The following is a 19,146-nucleotide window of genomic DNA, read 5'->3' on the forward strand; positions in this document are numbered from 1 at the left end:
ACACGAAACATCACATAGATTGGGGACACTAAAAATGAAAAATAAATACCTGGCGACAGCAATGCTTGCCGCATTCGGAGTTCTGGCATCCAGCGCTTACGCGCAATCCAACGTTACCGTCTACGGCCGGGTCGATACCGGCGTCGAATATCTCACCAATGCCAGTGCCAGCAAGAATAATTTGGTTCGCTTGAATTCCGGCACCATGAATACCTCGCGCATAGGCTTCCAGGGCACAGAAGATCTGGGTAATGGGCTGAAGGCTGTCTTCCAATTGGAAAGCGGTTTCAAGGCAGACACCGGCGAGCAAGATGACACCGAACTTTTTAAACGACAAGCCAATGTCGGTCTGGAAGGTAGCTGGGGCCGCCTCGTTGCCGGGCGCTCGTATACCACTACCTATGACTTCATCCTGCCGTTCGATTCCATGGCCTATTCAGCCAGTTATTCATGGATTACCTCGGCCGGCGCAACCGGCGGTCGCAAAGACGGCATGGTGACCAATCTGGCTAACATGCTCAAGTATCAAGGCAAGTTCGGCGACTTCAAACTGGGTGCCACCTATAGTTTTGGTGAAGTGGCAGGCAGCACTAGCGATAGCGCAAAATTTGACCTTGGCGCGGGTTACAACAAAGGTCCGTTACGCCTTGCCGCGACAGTGCAGCACGTCAATGGCCTGGCAAGCATAGACAAAACCACCATCATTCATGCGGCCGGTGGCTATCAAATCGGCAGCGACTGGGATGTAACCCTTGGTTATCGCAATTACAAAAAGACGTTCGCGAACAATGCCGCCGATGTACGCAGTGATTTCTACTGGACCGGACTCTCCTATAAAGCGACACCTGCTCTGACCTTGATCGGCTTGTTCTCCTATCAAGACATCAAGAACGTCGCTGCAAACACCGATGCAGATCCATACATGCTCTCATTGCGCGCAAAGTATGCATTGTCGAAACGTACCGATCTGTATCTGAGCGCGGCTTACGCCAAGGCAAAAAATCAAAAACTGGTTGGCCTGTCGCGTGATGACGCAAACGGCTTCGCCAACAATCAAGCCGGTATGGTTGCTGGTATCCAGCATCGCTTTTAAAAATCGCGTGCTTTAAACCGGATGGAATATGCATTGATCCGGCTTATTCAAAATGGTTAGTAATTCATTTTGAATAAGCGCGTGGGCCAGCAAATTATCCGCATACTGATAATTTGCTGGCTTCAATTCAAGAGCTCTTGTTCATTACCATGCAGTTTTCTCGCGACAATAAAAAAAGGAACCCGATTAGAGGTTCCTTTTTTATTTCAAGCTTCTAGCTAATTAGATATCTGCATAATGCGGCACATAAGCACCGCATTGTTGGTTTAACGCTTATGCCGTTACGTTTTGATGGCGACCACCAACTTCAGGCAAATCGCACACTGCCATGTGATGGTTTTTACGCATACGGATGTTGAACAGTTCAACGATCAGCGAGAATGCCATCGCACCGTAGATGTAGCCTTTTGGAATATGAATTTCCAGGCTTTCTGCGATCAGTACCGCACCGACGATTACCAGGAAGCACAGCGCCAACATCTTGATGCTTGGATACTCAGTAACAAAGTCACCAATTGCCTTCGCTGCAAACATCATCACGCCAACTGCGATCACGATAGCGACGATCATGATCTCAACTTCTTTGACCATACCAACCGCGGTAATCACTGAATCCAGCGAGAACACGATATCGATCACTGCAATTTGCGCCATGATCATGGCGAAGCTTGCTTTCTTGATCGGTGCGTCTTCTTTTTCTTCATGCGATGTACCCATCAGCTCCTTGATTTCGGACGATGCCTTGTACAACAGGAACGCACCACCGAAGAACAGGATCAGATCACGACCGGAGAAGCCCATACCGGCGATGGTGAACATCGGTTCGACCAGGCCCATCATCCACGACAAGCTCAGCAGCAATAGGATACGTGTACCCATCGCCAGACCCAGACCGATCATGCGGCCTTTTTGACGTTGATGAGGTGGCAGGCGATCTACCAGCACGGAAATGAAAATGATGTTGTCGACGCCCAGTACGATTTCCAGCATTGCGAGTGTTGCCAATGCTATCCATGCTTCCGGCGTGGTAAATACTTGTAGAAATTCCATGATGTTCTCGAATAGTTGGTTAATGACCGGTGATCAACACCGCGCCAAATTGCATGGGATTTGATCGTCGTCTCTTTACGTTCAAATCAGATGCGCTGCTTATTTCTTTCTGACTATTCCGGCTATTCCACCTTCAGGTTTGGAATACACCGGCAATCGCCATTTGTTTTATTGCCTGAAAATGCTTTTTTATATAAACAACCAGCCCAACAGTCCTACATGTCCGTCCCCTTTAGATTCCGTAAAACAACCATTTCTGGCATGGAGGGAACTTTAACGAAATTCTAACAGACTGAAAAATCGAATTTAGCGTTACTTATATAAGTAAAAACCGAACAATATGTTTTTTATTGGAAGAAAAACTGATGAAAAGAAAAATTGACTGAGTGAAATAGTCGCTGATATACGTATATATATCAAGGAAAATGGCTGGTTTCCGTGAAGAATGGGATTAGATGGCGCGACAAAAAGAAGAAAAATCAGAAAATCCAAGGTAAAACCAATACTGCGGCTTTATCGCAAAAATAATGACAAATTACCCCGATTTTTCTTAACAAATTCTTTATATTAAATTGGCGCAATGGCAATTAGCGGATTTTCTGAAGAGCATCGGCGACCGTCGGATGCTGCAATCGGACGCCTAATTCGGCTTTGATCCTCTGATTATCCAGGCGACGCGACTCGGACATGAAGGACAACATCACGGGGGAAACCTCATGCTGCAATTGTTCTCGCGGCAGCCGTGGCGGGCGTGGCAAGTTGAAAGCATCCGCCACCGCATCGAAGTAAGCGCCCATTTTCATGTCCGAATCATCGACTGCGTGATAGATACGCCCAGACTGCGCATGGAACAAGGCCGCCGCGATAATGCGCGCCAGATCATCGGCATGGATGTGATTGGTATACACATCTTCCACTACAGCCAAGGCAGGCAAACCCTTGTTCAAACGCTCCAGCGGCAACCTGTCTGCGGCGTAAATCCCGGGCACGCGCAAGATACTCAGGCGCGATTGCGAACGCTTGGCCCATTTGCGCAACACCTGCTCGGCATCGACGCGACGCGTGGCACGCGGATTACGTGGACGCACGGTACGCGTCTCATTGATCAGTTCTCCACCACAATCGCCATATACGCCCGAGGTGCTGACATAAACCAGTGTCGCGTGGTCGGGTAAAATGGCGGTCAGATTGCGGGTGCGTCTATCGATGCTGCCGTCAGATTGTGGCGGCGCAAGGTGAATGATGTTGGTTGCCAGGCGAGCAAGGCGCGCCAGCGTGGCCGGCTCATCCAGATTGGCAATGATGGGAATCGCACCGGCAGCACGCAAGGCATCTTGTTTGGCGGTTTGGGTTGTCACCGCGAAAATGCGGAAGCGTTCACGCAATAGCGGCAACAAGCGCATGCCTACATCGCCACATCCCAGAATCAGCAAACGCGGTCGACCGAGGCGCGGCCGGCTGAAGCGTGATGTACCGAATTGGTCAGAGAAGTTTTTGTTTTGAGTTTTAATTTTCATTATCAGGATTGTATGACGTTCCAAGTAACTGTTCAGCCGAGTGGTCGGCAATTTAGCTGCGCTGCGGATGAAACCATATTGGCTGCAGCCATACGCGCCAACGTCGGTCTGCCGTATGGCTGCAAGAACGGCGCCTGCAGCAGCTGCAAAGGCATGGTCTTATCAGGCAGCGTCACACATGGCCCGCATCAGGAGCGTGCACTTACCGCAGCCGATGAAGCAAAAGGGTTTTCCCTGTTCTGCTGTGCAAAACCACATAGCGATGTCGTGATCGAAGCGCGCGAAGTTTTAGGCCTAGGCGAATTCCCGATCAAGAAATTACCTTCACGCGTCGCCAAGCTGGAAAAAGTCGCGCACGATGTGATGACCATCACCTTGCAACTACCTGCCAGTGAAAAGTTGCAATATCGTGCCGGTCAATATATCGAATTCATCTTGAAAGACGGCAAGCGCCGCAGCTACAGTCTGGCCAACGCGCCGCATATCAGCGAGCAAGTTACCTTGCATGTGCGTCATATGCCGGGCGGTCTGTTTACCGATCACGTTTTCAACACGATGAAAGAAAAAGACATCCTGCGCTTCGAAGGGCCGCAGGGAACCTTCTTCCTGCGTGAAGACTCGGACAAGCCTATGGTGTTGCTGGCGTCCGGCACCGGCTTCGCACCGATCAAGGCGATCGTCGAACAAGCGATGCATATCAAGAGCAAGCGTCCGATGATCTTGTATTGGGGTGGTCGCCGTCCACGCGATTTGTATATGCATGCGCTGTGTGAAGAATGGGCACGCACAATTCCGAACTTCAGCTATGTGCCTGTCGTGTCAGATCCAACACCGGAAGACAACTGGGATGGCCGCGTCGGCTTTGTTCATCATGCCGTCATGCAGGACGTGCAGGATCTATCGAACTATCAGGTATATGCCTGCGGTGCACCGGCGATGGTGGAAGCAGCGACTACAGATTTCAGCGCAGTATGCGGTTTGCCGACCGACGAGTTTTACGCCGATGCATTTACATCGGAGCTGGATCTGGCTGCAGGTTAATAACGAAATTCATCGCAAGCGAGGTGGCGAAAAACGTTTTGACGCACTGCGCAAAACGTCTTAATATTCTTCACATGAATATGAGCACCACACTCTTGCGACGCCGTAGCCCGCTGCTCCAGCAGGGATTGCCGTGCGTGTAAGCGTCGTTTAAACGCTCACCAAGCCACAGGCAAATCCTGTGGCTTTTTTTTTAGTATTTTTGTTTTTCATATCTTTTAAATTATTTGTATTCAGGAGTAGTCGAAATGGAATTCAGCCAGTACCCAGTCAACGCCCTGCTCTATATCACCAACCGTCCGGAACTGGTTTTCACTGAAGGCGACGGCATGTGGCTGACCGACCATAATGGCAAACGCTATCTCGATTATCTGCAAGGCTGGGCCGTCAACTGCCTCGGCCATTCGCCGCAATGCATACAAGATGCACTGGCAACCCAGTCGAAAAAACTGATCAATCCATCGCCGGCCTTTTACAACGAACCGGCTATCGCACTCGCTGCATTGTTGACAGAGAACTCCTGCTTCGATCGTGTTTTCTTCGCCAATAGCGGCGCAGAAGCAAATGAAAGTGCATTCAAGCTCGCGCGCAAATGGGGCAAGCTCAACAAGAATGCAGCAGGCGAAAATCGCTACGAAATCATCACCTTCGATCACAGCTTCCACGGCCGCACTATCGCCGCAATGTCGGCCAGCGGCAAAGCCGGTTGGGACACGATTTATGCACCGCAAGTATCAGGCTTCCACAAAGCCAACTTGAACGATCTAGCCAGCGTCAAAAAACTGATCACAGACAAAACCGTCGCCGTCATGCTGGAGCCGGTACAAGGCGAAGGCGGCGTGATCCCTGCCTCGCGTGAATTCATGCAAGGCTTGCGTGCGCTGACCAAAGAACACGGCATCTTGCTGATCGTCGACGAAGTACAAACCGGTATGGGGCGTTGTGGCGAATTATTCGGCTACCAATTGTCAGGCATCACACCAGACATCATGACGCTGGGTAAAGGTATAGGCGGTGGCGTACCGCTGGCGGCGATGCTGTGTCGCGAAGAAATCGCCTGCTTTGAACCAGGTGATCAAGGCGGCACGTATAACGGCAACCCATTGATGACCGCCGTCGGCCTCGCGGTTGCCAAGGCTTTGCTGGCACCAGGATTTTTGCAATCGGTCAAAGACAAAGGCGAGTATCTGAGCAAAGCCTTGTTGAAACTGACAGAACAACACGGACTCGCAGGCGAACGCGGCGACGGCTTGTTGCGCGCGTTGAAACTCGGTTCGGATATCGGCCCGCAGATCGTCGATAAGGCACGCGACATGGGCCCGGTTGGTTTGCTGCTGAACTCGCCACGTCCTGACTTGCTGCGCTTTATGCCTGCATTGAATGTGACGATAGAAGAGATCGATCAAATGATTTCTATGTTGTCCGATGTGCTGAGTCAGTTACGCACTGAGTTGAAGCGCTGAGCTGATGATGTTGAAATCAATGTTCGGCAAAGCATGGATGGCGATCACAATCGCCATCCTTCTGACGGCATGTGGCGGATCGACATTACTGAAACAATCGGAAGCAGTCAGTCCGCAAGGCAATGAAGTCACATTCTATGCATTGGGCTTGATTGATACAGGATATCGCTTTGGCGGCAAGAATCCGGAAGCCGGACTCGACTGCAGCGGCATGGTGTCGTATGTCTACCGCGAAGCAGTCGGAATGAAGATCAGCGGTAGCGCCGCCGACATGGCGCGACGCGGCAAGGAAATAGACAAAGACTCACTACGCGCCGGCGATCTGGTTTTCTTCAACACCTTAAATCGGCCGTTCTCGCACGTCGGTGTCTACATAGGCGATGGTCGCTTCATACATGCACCATCGAGTAAAGGCAAAGTACGCATAGAGCGCATGGACAATGTGTACTTCGCGCCGAGGTTTGAAATGGCAAGAACCTATTTCGACTGATCTTAATCAGTCGTGGGGCAGAAAGTGCGACGCTTTTCGCCGAGCGTTAGCGAGCGATTTTGCGTTCTATGTTGACAACTACCCCTGCCCTCAGAGTCAAGATCGTCAGCGTCTGAGGATCTTGCGTGTGTGGAAAGTAAGTCCACGACTTCTCTTCAGGTTGACCTCTAACGCTCTTGATGAACGCTTCATGGTCGGGCTTGCCGATTCGAAACAACACTTCACCCTCTGGCATTCCCTTGCTAATGAAGCCTCGCTCTCTGGCATCAGCAGCCATTGCTGAAACACAGGCGAAAGCGAGTAAATGAATGATGATGACATTACGAAGGTTCATAAATCGCATCCTTTTCCTTCTTCGCATTCAATCATGCTAATCAAGCGCGGTAGGTTGGGCTAGCAGCTTATCAAGACTGAGGAACTGCCACATTCAGCTGTTTCAGTTTCTGGAATTCGGAATGCTTGATCTCATACATATTTTTCCCTTTGAGCTTCACGGCGCTGAGCTCAGGCTCATCCCCGATCACTTCATATATGCCCTCTTCGATACCAACTTCAAATCCAAGGGAAGTTTTGGCTTTGCATTTTTTGACAAAGAAGTTATTTGACATTTAATTGAGTGAATACGGTAGTTGAGCTACTTTGATTAGATCACAATCAGTCAGTAAAAGAACAACTTCCAATTGTGTATTATCAATATTTCACATTTCATATCCAGGTGTGAGATAAACAAAACCTACTCCCACTGATCTTTAATCAAGCGCGCCCGTGAGCACTCTCAAATCAAAAGCAGCAATCGACCATCGCATCTGCTTCGTCGGCGATTCATTCGTACAAGGTACCGGCGATCCGCTGTGTTTAGGCTGGGTTGGTCGTGTCGCACAAGATGCCGTAGCTCGCGGCATCAATCTCACCCACTACAACCTCGGCATCCGCCGCGACACCAGCCGCGATATCGCAGCGCGCTGGCAGCAGGAGTGTGCGGCGAGATTGCCGGCCGATTGCGAAGCACTCGTAGTCTTCTCGTTTGGCGTCAATGACACATCGATTTTTGAAGGTGTGCAGCGCGTGTCGGAAGAAGAAAGCCTCGCCAACTTCCAGAGCATCTTACGCACCGCTTCATCAAGCTACAAAGTCTTGATGATAGGACCGCCGCCTATGCCGGACAGCGCGCACAACCGCCGCGTCGCGCAGTTGAATAAGCAGTTTGCCGAACTGGCCACGACGCTGAATGTTCCTTACTTATCTGTGTTTGAAGTTTTGCGTAAAGATGAGCACTGGCTGAAGGAAGCGATTGCCAATGATTTTGCGCATCCTGGTCAGCATGGATATGAACGCTTGGCCGGATTGGTGCAAGGATGGTCTGCTTGGTGGTTCGGAACATAAGCAGTTAGCAAGCATATTTATATTGAAAACAGGTTGCGCAGCGCTTCGCACCATTGATTCATTTACTTCCTTCCTAGAAATCAAGGCTCGTTATAATCATTAAATGATCTTCAGCAAATTTTTCTAAAAATAAATAGGGAGCGAATATGACCGCAATTGTTTCTAAAGCACCAATGCAGCTCGTGGATCCACAAGCGCAAATTATTATCGACTTCCTCAAAAATATTGGGCTACCTCATGACAACATCATCGCAACTCAAGATCAACGTGCGATCATTTCCCAAAATCTTCCAGCCTACATTGAATCATTACCACCACAAGTTAAAAAAGACGCACGCTATCTTTCAAAATTCGTCGTCGGAGCGGGTATTGGACTCTTCGATTATTCCTTAAATGCCATCTGGAACGAAGTAGTACTGGATTTACATAAAAAAGCCATCGCTTACGGTCTTGATATTTTCTACGATGCAGCCATTGGAGGAAAAGCAAGGGAGTTTTATCAAAGTGAAGAGGACTTACGTTCGGTCAAAGACTCAGTCCTATTAGACACTTGTCGAAAATTAGAACTGATCAGCGATACGACACATAAAAAACTCCGACATATTCTTGATATGAGAAACGATATTGGTATCTCACATCCAACGAATTACACAATTAATGCGTTTGAACTTCTAGGTTGGTTACAGACGTGCATTCAAGACGTTCTCAATGATCGCCCTACAGAAGCCGCACTTCAAGTTCAAGCATTCATTCAAAATATTAGAACTTATAAGCACCCCCTAGACCCGGTCAACTTAGCATCCATTTCTTCAAAGATTGCGGCTCTTGCAACTCATCATTGCGGTAACGTTTTACGAACAATGTTCGGCATATTTGTCTCTGCAGACACCGACCCTCAAGTTCGAAAAAATATTTCCTTACTGGCAGTTGCAGTTTGGAGTTCGAGTAATGAAGATACCAAATATCGATTGGGCCTAACGCTTGAGGGTTACAACACCAACTTGTATCGAGATAAGTACGAGCTTGGTGTCGAATTCTTTAAGGCTGTTAACGGAAATGCTTTTCGATCCAATTCGGAAAAAGCAATTATTATTGACGGCTTGCTAGATCAATTACTAGAGAAACATAATAGTTGGGATAATTTTCATCACGAAGCTCCTGTGGTCGATGTAATTTCTTCGTTCATCAATAACCAACAAGATATTTTGGCAAATTTCGCGCCCAAATTAATTAAGGTAATTTTGATGTGCAGAATAGGTCGTGGTCTGACTTATTGCAATGGCGTATCGCCTCGTGGCAAGTCATATTACGATCGGATTATTGGACTTCTAGGTGATCAATTTACCCCCTTTGTTTTTATCGCTTTAACTCAATACGAACTTCAAGCCAAACTTGATAACGAGATATGTCGGCAACAAGCGTGTCTTGCGCTTGAATCTCTTAAAGCTGCTGTAGTAAATCAAAGACTTGTTGAATGTATCGATTTCTTGCTTGCAAATCTTCCTACCACTGGAAAAATATTATTTGATAGCCGCTTTAAAACGCTTACCGCTGGCTATGTTAATTGGAACTAAAGTAGCAAATTCTATTTAAGATAAATACTCAATAAAAAAGCGACGCAATGCGTCGCTTTTTTATTAACTCAAATGAAGACTTATTTTTTCTTCATCGGTGGCAAATCAGTACAAACACCTTTGTACACTTCCGCCGCCATACCTATCGATTCGCCCAAGGTTGGATGCGGATGTATGGTCTTGCCGATATCAACCGCATCTGCACCCATCTCGATCGCCAACGCGATTTCACCAATCATGTCGCCTGCGTGCGTGCCGACGATACCACCACCGACGATGCGATGTGTTTCTGCATCGAACAGCAGTTTGGTGAAGCCTTCATCGCGACCGTTGGCTACTGCGCGGCCTGATGCTGCCCATGGGAAGTGACCTTTTTCGAGTTTGATGCCTTTGGCTCTGGCTTCGTCTTCGGTGATGCCGACCCATGCGACTTCAGGATCGGTGTAGGCAACGGATGGAATCACGCGTGCGTCGAAGTAGGCCTTCTCACCAGCTGCGGCTTCTGCTGCAACGTGTGCTTCATGCACGGCCTTGTGTGCAAGCATAGGTTGGCCGACCAGATCGCCGATGGCGAAGATGTACGGGACGTTGGTACGCATTTGCGCATCGACTGCGATGAAGCCGCGATCGGTGACAGCAACGCCGGCCTTGTCGGCAGCAATCTTCTTGCCGTTCGGGCTGCGACCGACTGCGACCAATACCATGTCGTAGACTTGCGGTTCTGGCGCAGTGACGCCTGCCTCTGCCGCTTCAAAAAAAACCTTGATGCCTTCTTTCAACGCTTCGACCGCAACGGTTTTTGTCTTCAACATGATTTTGTCGAAGCGCTTCTCGTTGAATTTTTGCCAGACCTTGACCATGTCGCGATCTGCGCCTTGCATCAAGCCATCCAGCATTTCCACCACGTCGATGCGCGCACCGAGGGTTGAATAGACGGTTGCCATTTCCAGGCCGATGATGCCGCCGCCGATGACGAGCATGCGTTTAGGCACGCTGCGCAATTCGAGCGCACCTGTCGAATCGACGATGCGTGGATCTTCAGGAACGAAAGGCAAGTTCACAACCGATGAACCGGCAGCGATGATCGCTTGCTTGAACTGGATAGTCTTTTTGCTGCCGTCGGCCGCGGTGACTTCTATGTGATTGGTGCCGACAAACTGACCGACGCCCTGCACGACATTGACCTTGCGTGCCTTGGCCATGCCGGACAAACCGGTGGTCATCTTGCCTATGACTTTTTCCTTGTAGCCGCGCAACGCATCGATATCGATTTGCGGTTTGCCGAAGGTAACACCATGTGCTGCCATCGCTGCGGTTTCATCGATGACTGCCGCAACGTGCAGCAGTGCCTTGGATGGAATGCAACCGACGTTCAAGCAAACGCCACCTAGTGTTGAGTAACGCTCGATCAACACTGTGGACAAACCGAGATCAGCGGAGCGGAACGCAGCAGAGTAACCGCCAGGACCTGCGCCGAGAACCATCATGTCGCATTCGATATCCGCTTTGCCGGCGAAGCTGGCTGCGGCCGGGGCAGCTGTAGCAACCGCGGCAGGCGCTGACACAGGCGCAGCGGCTTTTGCAGGAGCGGCGGCTGGTGTTGGGGCTGCAACAGGTGCGGGAGTAGCTGCTGCAGCTGGTGCCGGTGCGGCGGCAGGAGCTGCAGCACTTTCGGAGGCTTCCAGAATCAACAGCAGCGAACCTTCCGCAACCTTGTCACCGAGTTTGACTTTCAACTCTTTGATGACACCAGCGTGGCTGGCTGGAATTTCCATGCTGGCTTTGTCGGATTCGACTGTGATCAGAGATTGATCAACCTTGATCGTATCGCCCACATTGACCAGCAGTTCGATGATTTCCACTTCCTTGAAATCGCCGATATCGGGGACTTTGACTTCTATCGTGCTCATCGCTTTAGCTCCGTATTTTTCATCTCGTTCTGCCTGCGCTGTTCACACTTAGCAGCAGGCAGAAACATGGACTGATCGTTTTACTGATGACGCAATTGCGACCTGACGGTTACAGCAGCGACTTGCGCAAGTCAGCCAGCATTTCGCTCAGGTAAGTCACGAAACGTGCGCCTTGCGCGCCATCGATCACGCGGTGATCGTAGGACAGCGACAAAGGCATGATCAGGCGCGGCACGAATTGCTTGCCATCCCAGACTGGTTTCATCGAAGTTTTTGACAAGCCGATGATGGCGACTTCAGGTGCATTGATCAGCGGTGTGAAATACGTACCGCCAATGCCGCCCAGCGACGAAATCGTGAAGGTCGCGCCTTGCATGTCGGCAGGTTTCAATTTGCCTTCGCGTGCCTGCGCCGACAACTCGCCCATCTCTTGCGCGATTTGCGTGACGGTCTTTTGATCGACGCCCTTGACGACGGGCACCACCAGACCTTGCGGCGTGTCGGCGGCAAAACCGATGTTGTAGTACTGCTTGAGAATCAGGTTTTCGCCGGCTGCGTCGAGCGAGGAATTGAACTCTGGATATTTTTTCAGGGCGGCGACACAAGCCTTGATGACGAATGCGAGCATCGTCAACTTGACGCCGGATTTAGCCAGCGCGGTGTTGCTCGATTTACGCAGTTCTTCCAGCTCGGTCACATCGGCTTCGTCGTATTGCGTGACGTGCGGAATCATGACCCAGTTGCGATGCAGATTCGGGCCGCTGATTTTCTTGATGCGCGACAAAGGCAGCAAAGTCGTGGTGCCGAACTTGCTGAAATCCAGCGATGGCCATGGCAACAGATCGAGACCTGCACCGCCGCGCGATGTGCTTGGCGCTGCAGCGACTGAAGCTGAAACAGGACCGGCAGCCAACACGCCTTTTACATAGTTCTGTACGTCTTCTTGCGTGATGCGGCCTTTAGGGCCGGAGCCGGCCACGATGCCAAGATCAACACCGAGTTCGCGCGCGAACTTGCGTATCGATGGCGATGCGTGCGCTTTTGCATTTGCTACTGTGGCTGGTGCCGCAGCTGCTGGTGCAGCAACTGGCGCAGGTGGCGCGACAGGAGCAGGTGCGGCTGCTTGTACAACTGGTGCAGGCTCGGCAGCTTTCACTGATTCTGCTTTAGGAGCTTCTACAGGCGCAGGCGCTGCGGCAGGAGCAGATGCTGCATCAGCGGCTGCCGCTTCTACCATCAACAACAAGGAGCCTTCGGCAACCTTGTCACCGAGTTTGACTTTGATTTCTTTCACGACACCGGCGTGGCTGGATGGAATTTCCATACTTGCCTTGTCGGACTCAACCGTGATCAGCGATTGATCGACTTTGATCGTATCGCCTACCTTGACTAACAATTCAATGATTTCAACTTCCTTGAAATCGCCGATATCCGGGACTTTGACTTCAACCGTGCTCATCGTTCACTCTCCGCTTGTTTGCGTGTTCATCATCATGACAGCGGGGAAGCAAATGGTTGGCAGTTATTTTTGCGCGCCATCTGCATCCCCGTCACCTCATTGATGAGGAAGGATTTTTGTATGTGGATTACAGCGTTACCGGATTGACTTTTTCTGGATTGATACCGTATTTGGCGATAGCTTGTGCCACCACTGAAACGGAAATCGCACCTTCATCGGCCAATGCCTTGAGTGCTGCAATCGTCACGAAGTAACGATTGACCTCAAAGAATTCGCGCAGTTTTGCACGGCTGTCCGAACGACCGAAACCGTCTGTGCCCAACACTTTGTAAGTGCGTTCTTTCGGAATGAAAGCACGTACTTGTTCAGCGAAGGTACGCATGTAATCGGTAGCGACAACGATAGGACCGGTTGTGCCTTGCAGCGATTGGGTGACGTGTGCGACGCGCGGTGCATCGGCCGGGTGCAACATGTTCCAGCGTTCTACATCCTGACCATCGCGCGCCAGCAGTGTGAACGATGGTGCGGACCAGACGTCTGCCACGATGCCCCAGTCGTCTTTCAACAAATCGGCAGCGGCGATCACTTCGCGCAGGATGGTGCCTGAGCCCATCAGTTGCACGCGGTTTTTCGATTTCTTCGCACCTTCCTGCAGCAGGTACAAGCCTTTGATGATGTCGGCTTCGGTACCTGGTTTCAAACCAGGTTGTGCGTAGTTCTCGTTCATCAGGGTGATGTAATAGAACACGTCTTCCTGATTTTCGATCATGCGCTTCAAGCCATCTTGCATGATGACTGCGACTTCATGTGCGAAGGTTGGATCGTAAGGTACGCAGTTCGGGATCGTCGACGCCAGGATGTGGCTGTGACCATCTTCGTGCTGCAAGCCTTCGCCGTTCAATGTGGTGCGACCAGCCGTGCCGCCGAGCAGGAAGCCGCGTGCACGCATGTCGCCCGCTGCCCATGCCAGATCGCCGATGCGTTGCAGACCAAACATCGAGTAGAAGGTGTAGAACGGCACCATGATGCGGTTGTTGGTCGAGTACGACGTTGCCGCCGCAATCCACGATGCCATCGCACCTGCTTCGTTAATACCCTCTTGCAGAATCTGACCGGCTTTATCTTCGCGGTAGTAGCTGACCTGGTCTTTATCAACCGGCTCGTACAACTGGCCTTCGCGATTGTAAATACCGATTTGACGGAACAAGCCTTCCATACCAAAGGTACGGGATTCATCGACCAGGATCGGTACCAGACGTTGACCCAGGTTCGCATCGCGCAACAGGATGGACATGATGCGCACATACGCTTGCGTGGTCGAGATTTCACGACCTTCTGCAGTTGGATCCAAGACCGCTTTGAATGCTGCGAGTTCCGGCACCGGCAATTTTTCATCTGCTTGTTGACGACGCTGTGGCAGGTAACCGCCGAGTGCCGCACGACGTTCGTGCAGATACTTCATCTCAGGCGAGTCATCAGCCGGTTTGAAGAATGGGATGTCGGCCAGATGTTCGTCAGCGATAGGCAGATTGAAGCGGTCGCGCATTTCACGCACTGCTTCGTCGTCGAGTTTTTTGGTTTGATGCGCAGTGTTACGCGCTTCACCCGATTTGCCCATGCCATAACCTTTGACGGTTTTGACCAGCAGCACTGTCGGTTGACCTTTGTGTTCTTGCGCTTGCTTGAAGCCGGCATAAACCTTGTGTGGATCGTGACCACCGCGCAGCAGATGCCAGATGTCGTCGTCCGACATGCGTGAAACCATTTCCAGCAATTTTGGATGCTTGCCGAAAAAATGTTTGCGCACGTAAGCGCCATCCTTGGCTTTGTAATTCTGGTATTCGCCGTCCAGCGTTTCCATCATCACGCGCTGCAAAATGCCTTCTTTGTCTTTGACCAGCAATGGGTCCCAGTTCGAACCCCAGATGATCTTGATGACGTTCCAGCCGGCACCGCGGAATTCGCCTTCGAGTTCCTGGATGATCTTGCCGTTGCCGCGTACCGGGCCGTCCAGACGCTGCAGATTACAGTTGACAACCATCACCAGATTGTCGAGTTGTTCGCGACCGGCAACGCCGATAGCGCCCATCGATTCGACTTCATCCATCTCGCCATCGCCGCAGAATACCCAGACCTTGCGGTTATCGGTTTTAGCCAGATCGCGTGCATGCAGATACTTCAGGAAGCGCGCCTGATAAATCGCCATCAACGGACCGAGGCCCATGGACACAGTCGGGAACTGCCAGAAATCCGGCATCAGTTTTGGATGCGGATAGGAAGATAAGCCTTTGCCATCAACTTCACGACGGAAGTTGATCAATTGTTCTTCGCTCAAGCGGCCTTCGAGGAAAGCGCGAGCATAAACGCCAGGCGATGAATGGCCCTGGATGTACAACAGATCGCCACCGTGATCTTCGGTAGGCGCATGCCAGAAATGATTGAAGCCGGTGCCCAGCATGTTGGCGAGCGAAGCGAAGCTGGAGATATGACCGCCCAGATCGCCATCAACGCGGTTGGCTTTGACGACCATCGCCATCGCGTTCCAGCGCATCCACGAGCGCAGGCGCTCTTCGTATTCCTGATTGCCCGGCGAGTTGTCGCCCATGTCGGCAGGGATGGTGTTTACATATGCAGTAGTGCTGGAGAATGGAACTTGCGCGCCGCGACGACGTGCCAGATCAATCAGGCGCTCCATCAGATAATGAGCGCGGTCAGGGCCCTCGTTTTCGATAACCGCTTCGAGGGCATCAAGCCACTCTTGCGTTTCCATTACATCTGGGTCGTTGGCGGCTTGCGCCAATACCTGGTCGATTTGGGCTGACATCGTTTGTCTCCTGATTTATCTTTAATGCCGTTTTTTGTAAAAACGGGCGTCATTTTTGAAACTGATAACACATATAGTCCTGCAGATTGCGCCGAGTTTAACAGCAGTTTTTGTTATTTTCAAATGACGATATCATTTACCATAATGCGAAATTATGTCGCAAAGCAGCATTTTTAAAGGCTTTTAGCCTATTTTTGAATCCACGCTGCAAACATAAAAGTGGCTTGCGAATAGCGAGCTTACGCAATCCTGACAACTTCATCCAGCCTGCTTTTGCATCAGCTTTATTCACGTCCCTTATAATCAGTCTTTCTGCCCAGTCAGACTCTTACTTACATTCTTAATCACATTATCCATTCATGAGCGCACAAATCATTGACGGCAATTTGCTTTCCCAACAACTTCGCCAGGACGTAGCAGCCCGTGCCGCCGCGTTAACCGCTAAAGGCAATCAACCCGGCCTGGCCGTAATTCTGGTTGGCGCCGATCCTGCCTCGCAGGTTTATGTGCGCAACAAGGTCAAGGCATGTGAAGACAATGGCGTGTTCTCGCTGCTGGAAAAATACCAAGCTGATATGACAGAAGCCGCCCTGCTGGCGCGCATTGCTGCACTGAACAATGATCCGAAAATTCACGGCATTCTGGTTCAGATGCCTTTGCCTAAACATATTGATCCGACCAAAGTGATCGAAGCGATCTCGCCGCGCAAGGACGTGGATGGCTATTCAGTATTAAGCGCTGGCGAGTTGCTGACCGGCCTGCCGGGCTTTCGCCCTTGTACGCCATACGGCTGCATGAAACTGATTGAAAGCACAGGCACTAAAATCGCCGGCAAGCATGCCGTCGTCATCGGCCGTAGTAATACAGTAGGCAAACCGATGGCATTATTGCTCTTGCAAGCCAACGCCACCGTCACCATCTGTCACAGTGGAACTGCCGATCTCGGCTATCACACACGTCAAGCCGACATCGTCGTGGCGGCCACCGGACGTCGCAACACCCTGACCGCCGACATGATCAAACCGGGCGCCATCGTGATCGACGTCGGCATCAACCGTGATGACAACGGCAAACTGTGTGGCGATGTCGATTTCGCTGCAGCCAAGGAAGTCGCCGGCCACATCTCGCCAGTCCCGGGCGGTGTTGGTCCCATGACCATTACCATGCTTCTGGTGAACACCATAGAAGCAGCAGAGAGAGAAACCAACTGATGAATATTGCCCTTAACCCGCTGCTGGATTTTTCCGACCTTCCACAATTTGCTGCGATCAAACCCGACCATATCGGACCTGCAATCGACAGCCTGCTGGATCAATGTCGCAATGTCGTCAAAGAACTTGAAGAACCGATTGCGCAAGTGACATGGGAAAACTTTGTCGAACCTTTGGAAAACGTCACCGAAAAACTCAGCCGCGCGTGGGGCATCGTTGGTCATTTGAATGCCGTCGTCGATACGCCTGAACTGCGTGCTGCGTATAACGAAAACCAGCCGAAGATCACCGAGTTCTGGACCGCACTGGCACAGAACCTGACGCTATTTACTAATTACAAGGCGCTGCAACTCGGCCCGGATTACGCCGGTTATTCAGCGGCACGTAAAAAGATTATTGAAAACGCAGTGCGCGACTTCCGCCTTGGTGGCGCCGAATTGTCGGAAGAAGATAAACCGCGCTTCGCCGAGATTCAAGAGAAGCACGCGGCACTCACCACCAGGTTTTCTGAAAACATACTCGACGCGACAAATGATTACGCCTTGTTCGTTGAAGACGAAGCAGAACTTGCAGGCTTGCCCGACGATGCGAAGCAGGCCGCGCGCGCTGCGGCCGAAAAAGATGACAAGAGCGGCTATAAATTCACGCTGCACTTCCCTTCGTATTTCCCTATCCTGCAATACGCAGACAAACGCAGCCTGCGCGAAACGATTTATCGCGCCAATGCGACCAAGGCATCCGAGCTTGCGAATCAACCAGCCTGGGACAATACGCAAAACATCGTAGACATCCTGCAATTGCGCGATGAAGAAGCAAAATTGCTGGGCTATAAAAATTACGCTGAAGTGTCGCTTGTCTCGAAGATGGCGCAAACACCAGATCAAGTCATCGGCTTCCTGCAAGACCTGGCCAAGCGCGCACGTCCGTTTGCTGAAAAAGATTTAGCTGAGCTGCGCAGCTTTGCGCAAAAAGAACTGGGCATAGAAAAGCTGGAAGCATGGGATGTTACTTATGCGTCGGAAAAACTGCGTGAACAACGCTATGCGTTTTCCGAACAGGAAGTGAAACAGTATTTCCCTGAGCCGAAAGTCATCGCCGGCTTGTTCCGCACAATCGAGACACTGTTCTCGGTCGCGATCAAACCCGACAGCGCACCGGTCTGGCATCCGGATGTGAAGTTCTTCCGCATAGAAAAAGATGGCGCGCTGATCGGCCAGTTCTATATTGATCTGTACGCACGCCAGGGCAAACGCGGCGGCGCATGGATGGATGATGCGCGCGGTCGCCGCCGCCTCGAAGGCACTAACGACATGGATGGCATCCAGACACCCGTCGCTTACCTGACCTGCAACTTCACCGAACCCGCTGTCATCAATGGCAAAACCAAACCGGCGCTGTTCACGCATGATGAAGTGATTACGCTATTCCATGAATTCGGCCACGGTTTGCACCACATGCTGACGCGCGTCGATGAACTGGGCGTGTCGGGTATCTCCGGCGTTGAATGGGATGCAGTTGAATTGCCATCGCAGTTCATGGAAAACTTTTGCTGGGAATGGGATGTGCTGCAGCACATGACTGCGCATGCCGATACCGGTGCCGCCTTGCCGCGCGCATTGTTCGACAAGATGATCGCTGCGAAAAATTTCCAGTCCGGCCTGCAGACCTTGCGCCAGGTTGAGTTCTCATTGTTCGATATGCACCTGCATTACGATTATCAACCAGCGGGCAAGCAAAGCGTGCAAGACGTGTTGAACGCGGTGCGTGCACAAGTTTCGGTCATGACGCCACCGGAATTCAACCGCTTCCAACACTCGTTCTCGCATATCTTTGCCGGCGGCTATGCAGCCGGTTACTATAGCTACAAATGGGCTGAAGTCTTGTCTGCCGATGCCTATGGCGCGTTCGAGGAAGCAGGTAAAGCGAGCGGCAATGTTTTGTCCGGCGACACCGGTGCACGCTTCCTGCGCGAGATTCTGGCGATGGGCGGTTCACGGCCGGCTATCGATTCGTTCAAGGCCTTCCGTGGCCGCGAACCGACTATCGATGCCTTGTTGCGTCACAGCGGCATGGCAGCCTAGTCGTGCAAAACAAGCGGATCATCAATCAATGATCCGCTTGTGCAATATAG

Annotated in this window: 15 protein-coding genes; 8 read left to right on the plus strand and 7 right to left on the minus strand. The window is 51.2% G+C overall.

The window, feature by feature from the left end; translation table 11 throughout:
- Positions 1-34 precede the first annotated feature (34 nt).
- The gene (locus Hfont_RS13890) at positions 35-1,093 is read left to right on the plus strand and encodes a porin (protein ID WP_112993024.1); all 1,059 of its coding nucleotides are present in this window, start codon (positions 35-37) and stop codon (positions 1,091-1,093) included.
- Between the two features lie 273 nt (positions 1,094-1,366).
- Here the strand turns inward: Hfont_RS13890 and Hfont_RS13895 are convergent, their stop codons facing one another.
- Positions 1,367-2,143 carry a TerC family protein gene (locus Hfont_RS13895; protein WP_112993025.1) on the minus strand — a complete coding sequence of 259 codons (777 nt, stop codon included), beginning with the start codon at positions 2,141-2,143 and terminating at the stop codon, positions 1,367-1,369.
- 587 nt (positions 2,144-2,730) lie between these two features.
- Positions 2,731-3,660: an SDR family oxidoreductase gene (locus Hfont_RS13900; protein WP_112993026.1), complete on the minus strand. Its 930-nt coding sequence runs from the start codon at positions 3,658-3,660 to the stop codon at positions 2,731-2,733.
- Between the two features lie 12 nt (positions 3,661-3,672).
- On the opposite strand from Hfont_RS13900, the gene Hfont_RS13905 reads away from it, so the two are divergent.
- The 3 genes from Hfont_RS13905 (at position 3,673) to Hfont_RS13915 (ending at position 6,654) form a co-directional block, all read left to right on the plus strand.
- Complete coding sequence (locus Hfont_RS13905) at positions 3,673-4,701, plus strand: CDP-6-deoxy-delta-3,4-glucoseen reductase (RefSeq protein WP_112993027.1); 1,029 nt, start codon at positions 3,673-3,675, stop codon at positions 4,699-4,701.
- A gap of 248 nt (positions 4,702-4,949) precedes the next feature.
- Positions 4,950-6,164: an acetylornithine transaminase gene (locus tag Hfont_RS13910; RefSeq protein ID WP_112993028.1), complete on the plus strand. Its 1,215-nt coding sequence runs from the start codon at positions 4,950-4,952 to the stop codon at positions 6,162-6,164.
- Positions 6,165-6,168: 4 nt separating this feature from the next.
- Positions 6,169-6,654, plus strand: coding sequence for a C40 family peptidase (locus Hfont_RS13915; RefSeq protein WP_206604481.1), 486 nt, complete (start codon positions 6,169-6,171; stop codon positions 6,652-6,654).
- Between the two features lie 46 nt (positions 6,655-6,700).
- On the opposite strand, the gene Hfont_RS13920 is transcribed toward Hfont_RS13915, so the two are convergent.
- Both Hfont_RS13920 and Hfont_RS13925 read right to left on the minus strand, forming a co-directional pair.
- Positions 6,701-6,988 (minus strand): hypothetical protein, encoded by a 288-nt coding sequence (locus Hfont_RS13920; RefSeq protein ID WP_133467280.1) that lies wholly within the window; start codon positions 6,986-6,988, stop codon positions 6,701-6,703.
- A gap of 70 nt (positions 6,989-7,058) precedes the next feature.
- Complete coding sequence (locus tag Hfont_RS13925; RefSeq protein WP_112993030.1) at positions 7,059-7,262, minus strand: hypothetical protein; 204 nt, start codon at positions 7,260-7,262, stop codon at positions 7,059-7,061.
- A 157-nt stretch (positions 7,263-7,419) separates the two neighbouring features.
- On the opposite strand from Hfont_RS13925, the gene Hfont_RS13930 reads away from it, so the two are divergent.
- Together Hfont_RS13930 and Hfont_RS13935 are read left to right on the plus strand one after the other, a co-directional pair.
- Positions 7,420-8,037: a DUF459 domain-containing protein gene (locus tag Hfont_RS13930; RefSeq protein ID WP_112993031.1), complete on the plus strand. Its 618-nt coding sequence runs from the start codon at positions 7,420-7,422 to the stop codon at positions 8,035-8,037.
- A 146-nt stretch (positions 8,038-8,183) separates the two neighbouring features.
- Positions 8,184-9,611, plus strand: a complete 1,428-nt coding sequence (locus tag Hfont_RS13935) for a hypothetical protein (RefSeq protein ID WP_112993032.1) — start codon at positions 8,184-8,186, stop codon at positions 9,609-9,611.
- An 80-nt stretch (positions 9,612-9,691) separates the two neighbouring features.
- Here Hfont_RS13935 and lpdA read toward each other — a convergent pair whose 3' ends face one another.
- The 3 genes from lpdA to aceE form a co-directional block, all read right to left on the minus strand.
- Complete coding sequence (gene lpdA / locus Hfont_RS13940) at positions 9,692-11,521, minus strand: dihydrolipoyl dehydrogenase (protein WP_112993033.1); 1,830 nt, start codon at positions 11,519-11,521, stop codon at positions 9,692-9,694.
- A gap of 109 nt (positions 11,522-11,630) precedes the next feature.
- On the minus strand, positions 11,631-12,980 hold the full coding sequence (gene aceF / locus Hfont_RS13945) for a dihydrolipoyllysine-residue acetyltransferase (protein WP_112993034.1): 1,350 nt from the start codon (positions 12,978-12,980) through the stop codon (positions 11,631-11,633).
- 127 nt (positions 12,981-13,107) lie between these two features.
- A complete protein-coding gene (gene aceE, locus Hfont_RS13950; protein ID WP_112993035.1) occupies positions 13,108-15,804 on the minus strand; it encodes a pyruvate dehydrogenase (acetyl-transferring), homodimeric type in 2,697 nt (898 codons plus the stop codon).
- 359 nt (positions 15,805-16,163) lie between these two features.
- On the opposite strand from aceE, the gene folD reads away from it, so the two are divergent.
- Together folD and Hfont_RS13960 are read left to right on the plus strand one after the other, a co-directional pair.
- Complete coding sequence (gene folD / locus Hfont_RS13955; RefSeq protein ID WP_112993036.1) at positions 16,164-17,015, plus strand: bifunctional methylenetetrahydrofolate dehydrogenase/methenyltetrahydrofolate cyclohydrolase FolD; 852 nt, start codon at positions 16,164-16,166, stop codon at positions 17,013-17,015.
- Positions 17,015-19,096, plus strand: coding sequence for a M3 family metallopeptidase (locus Hfont_RS13960; RefSeq protein ID WP_112993037.1), 2,082 nt, complete (start codon positions 17,015-17,017; stop codon positions 19,094-19,096). The genes folD and Hfont_RS13960 overlap by 1 nt, the downstream gene beginning before the upstream one ends.
- The last annotated feature ends 50 nt before the right edge of the window (positions 19,097-19,146 follow it).

Source organism: Herminiimonas fonticola (assembly GCF_003293745.1).
In the GTDB taxonomy this organism is placed as follows: domain Bacteria; phylum Pseudomonadota; class Gammaproteobacteria; order Burkholderiales; family Burkholderiaceae_D; genus Oxalicibacterium; species Oxalicibacterium fonticola.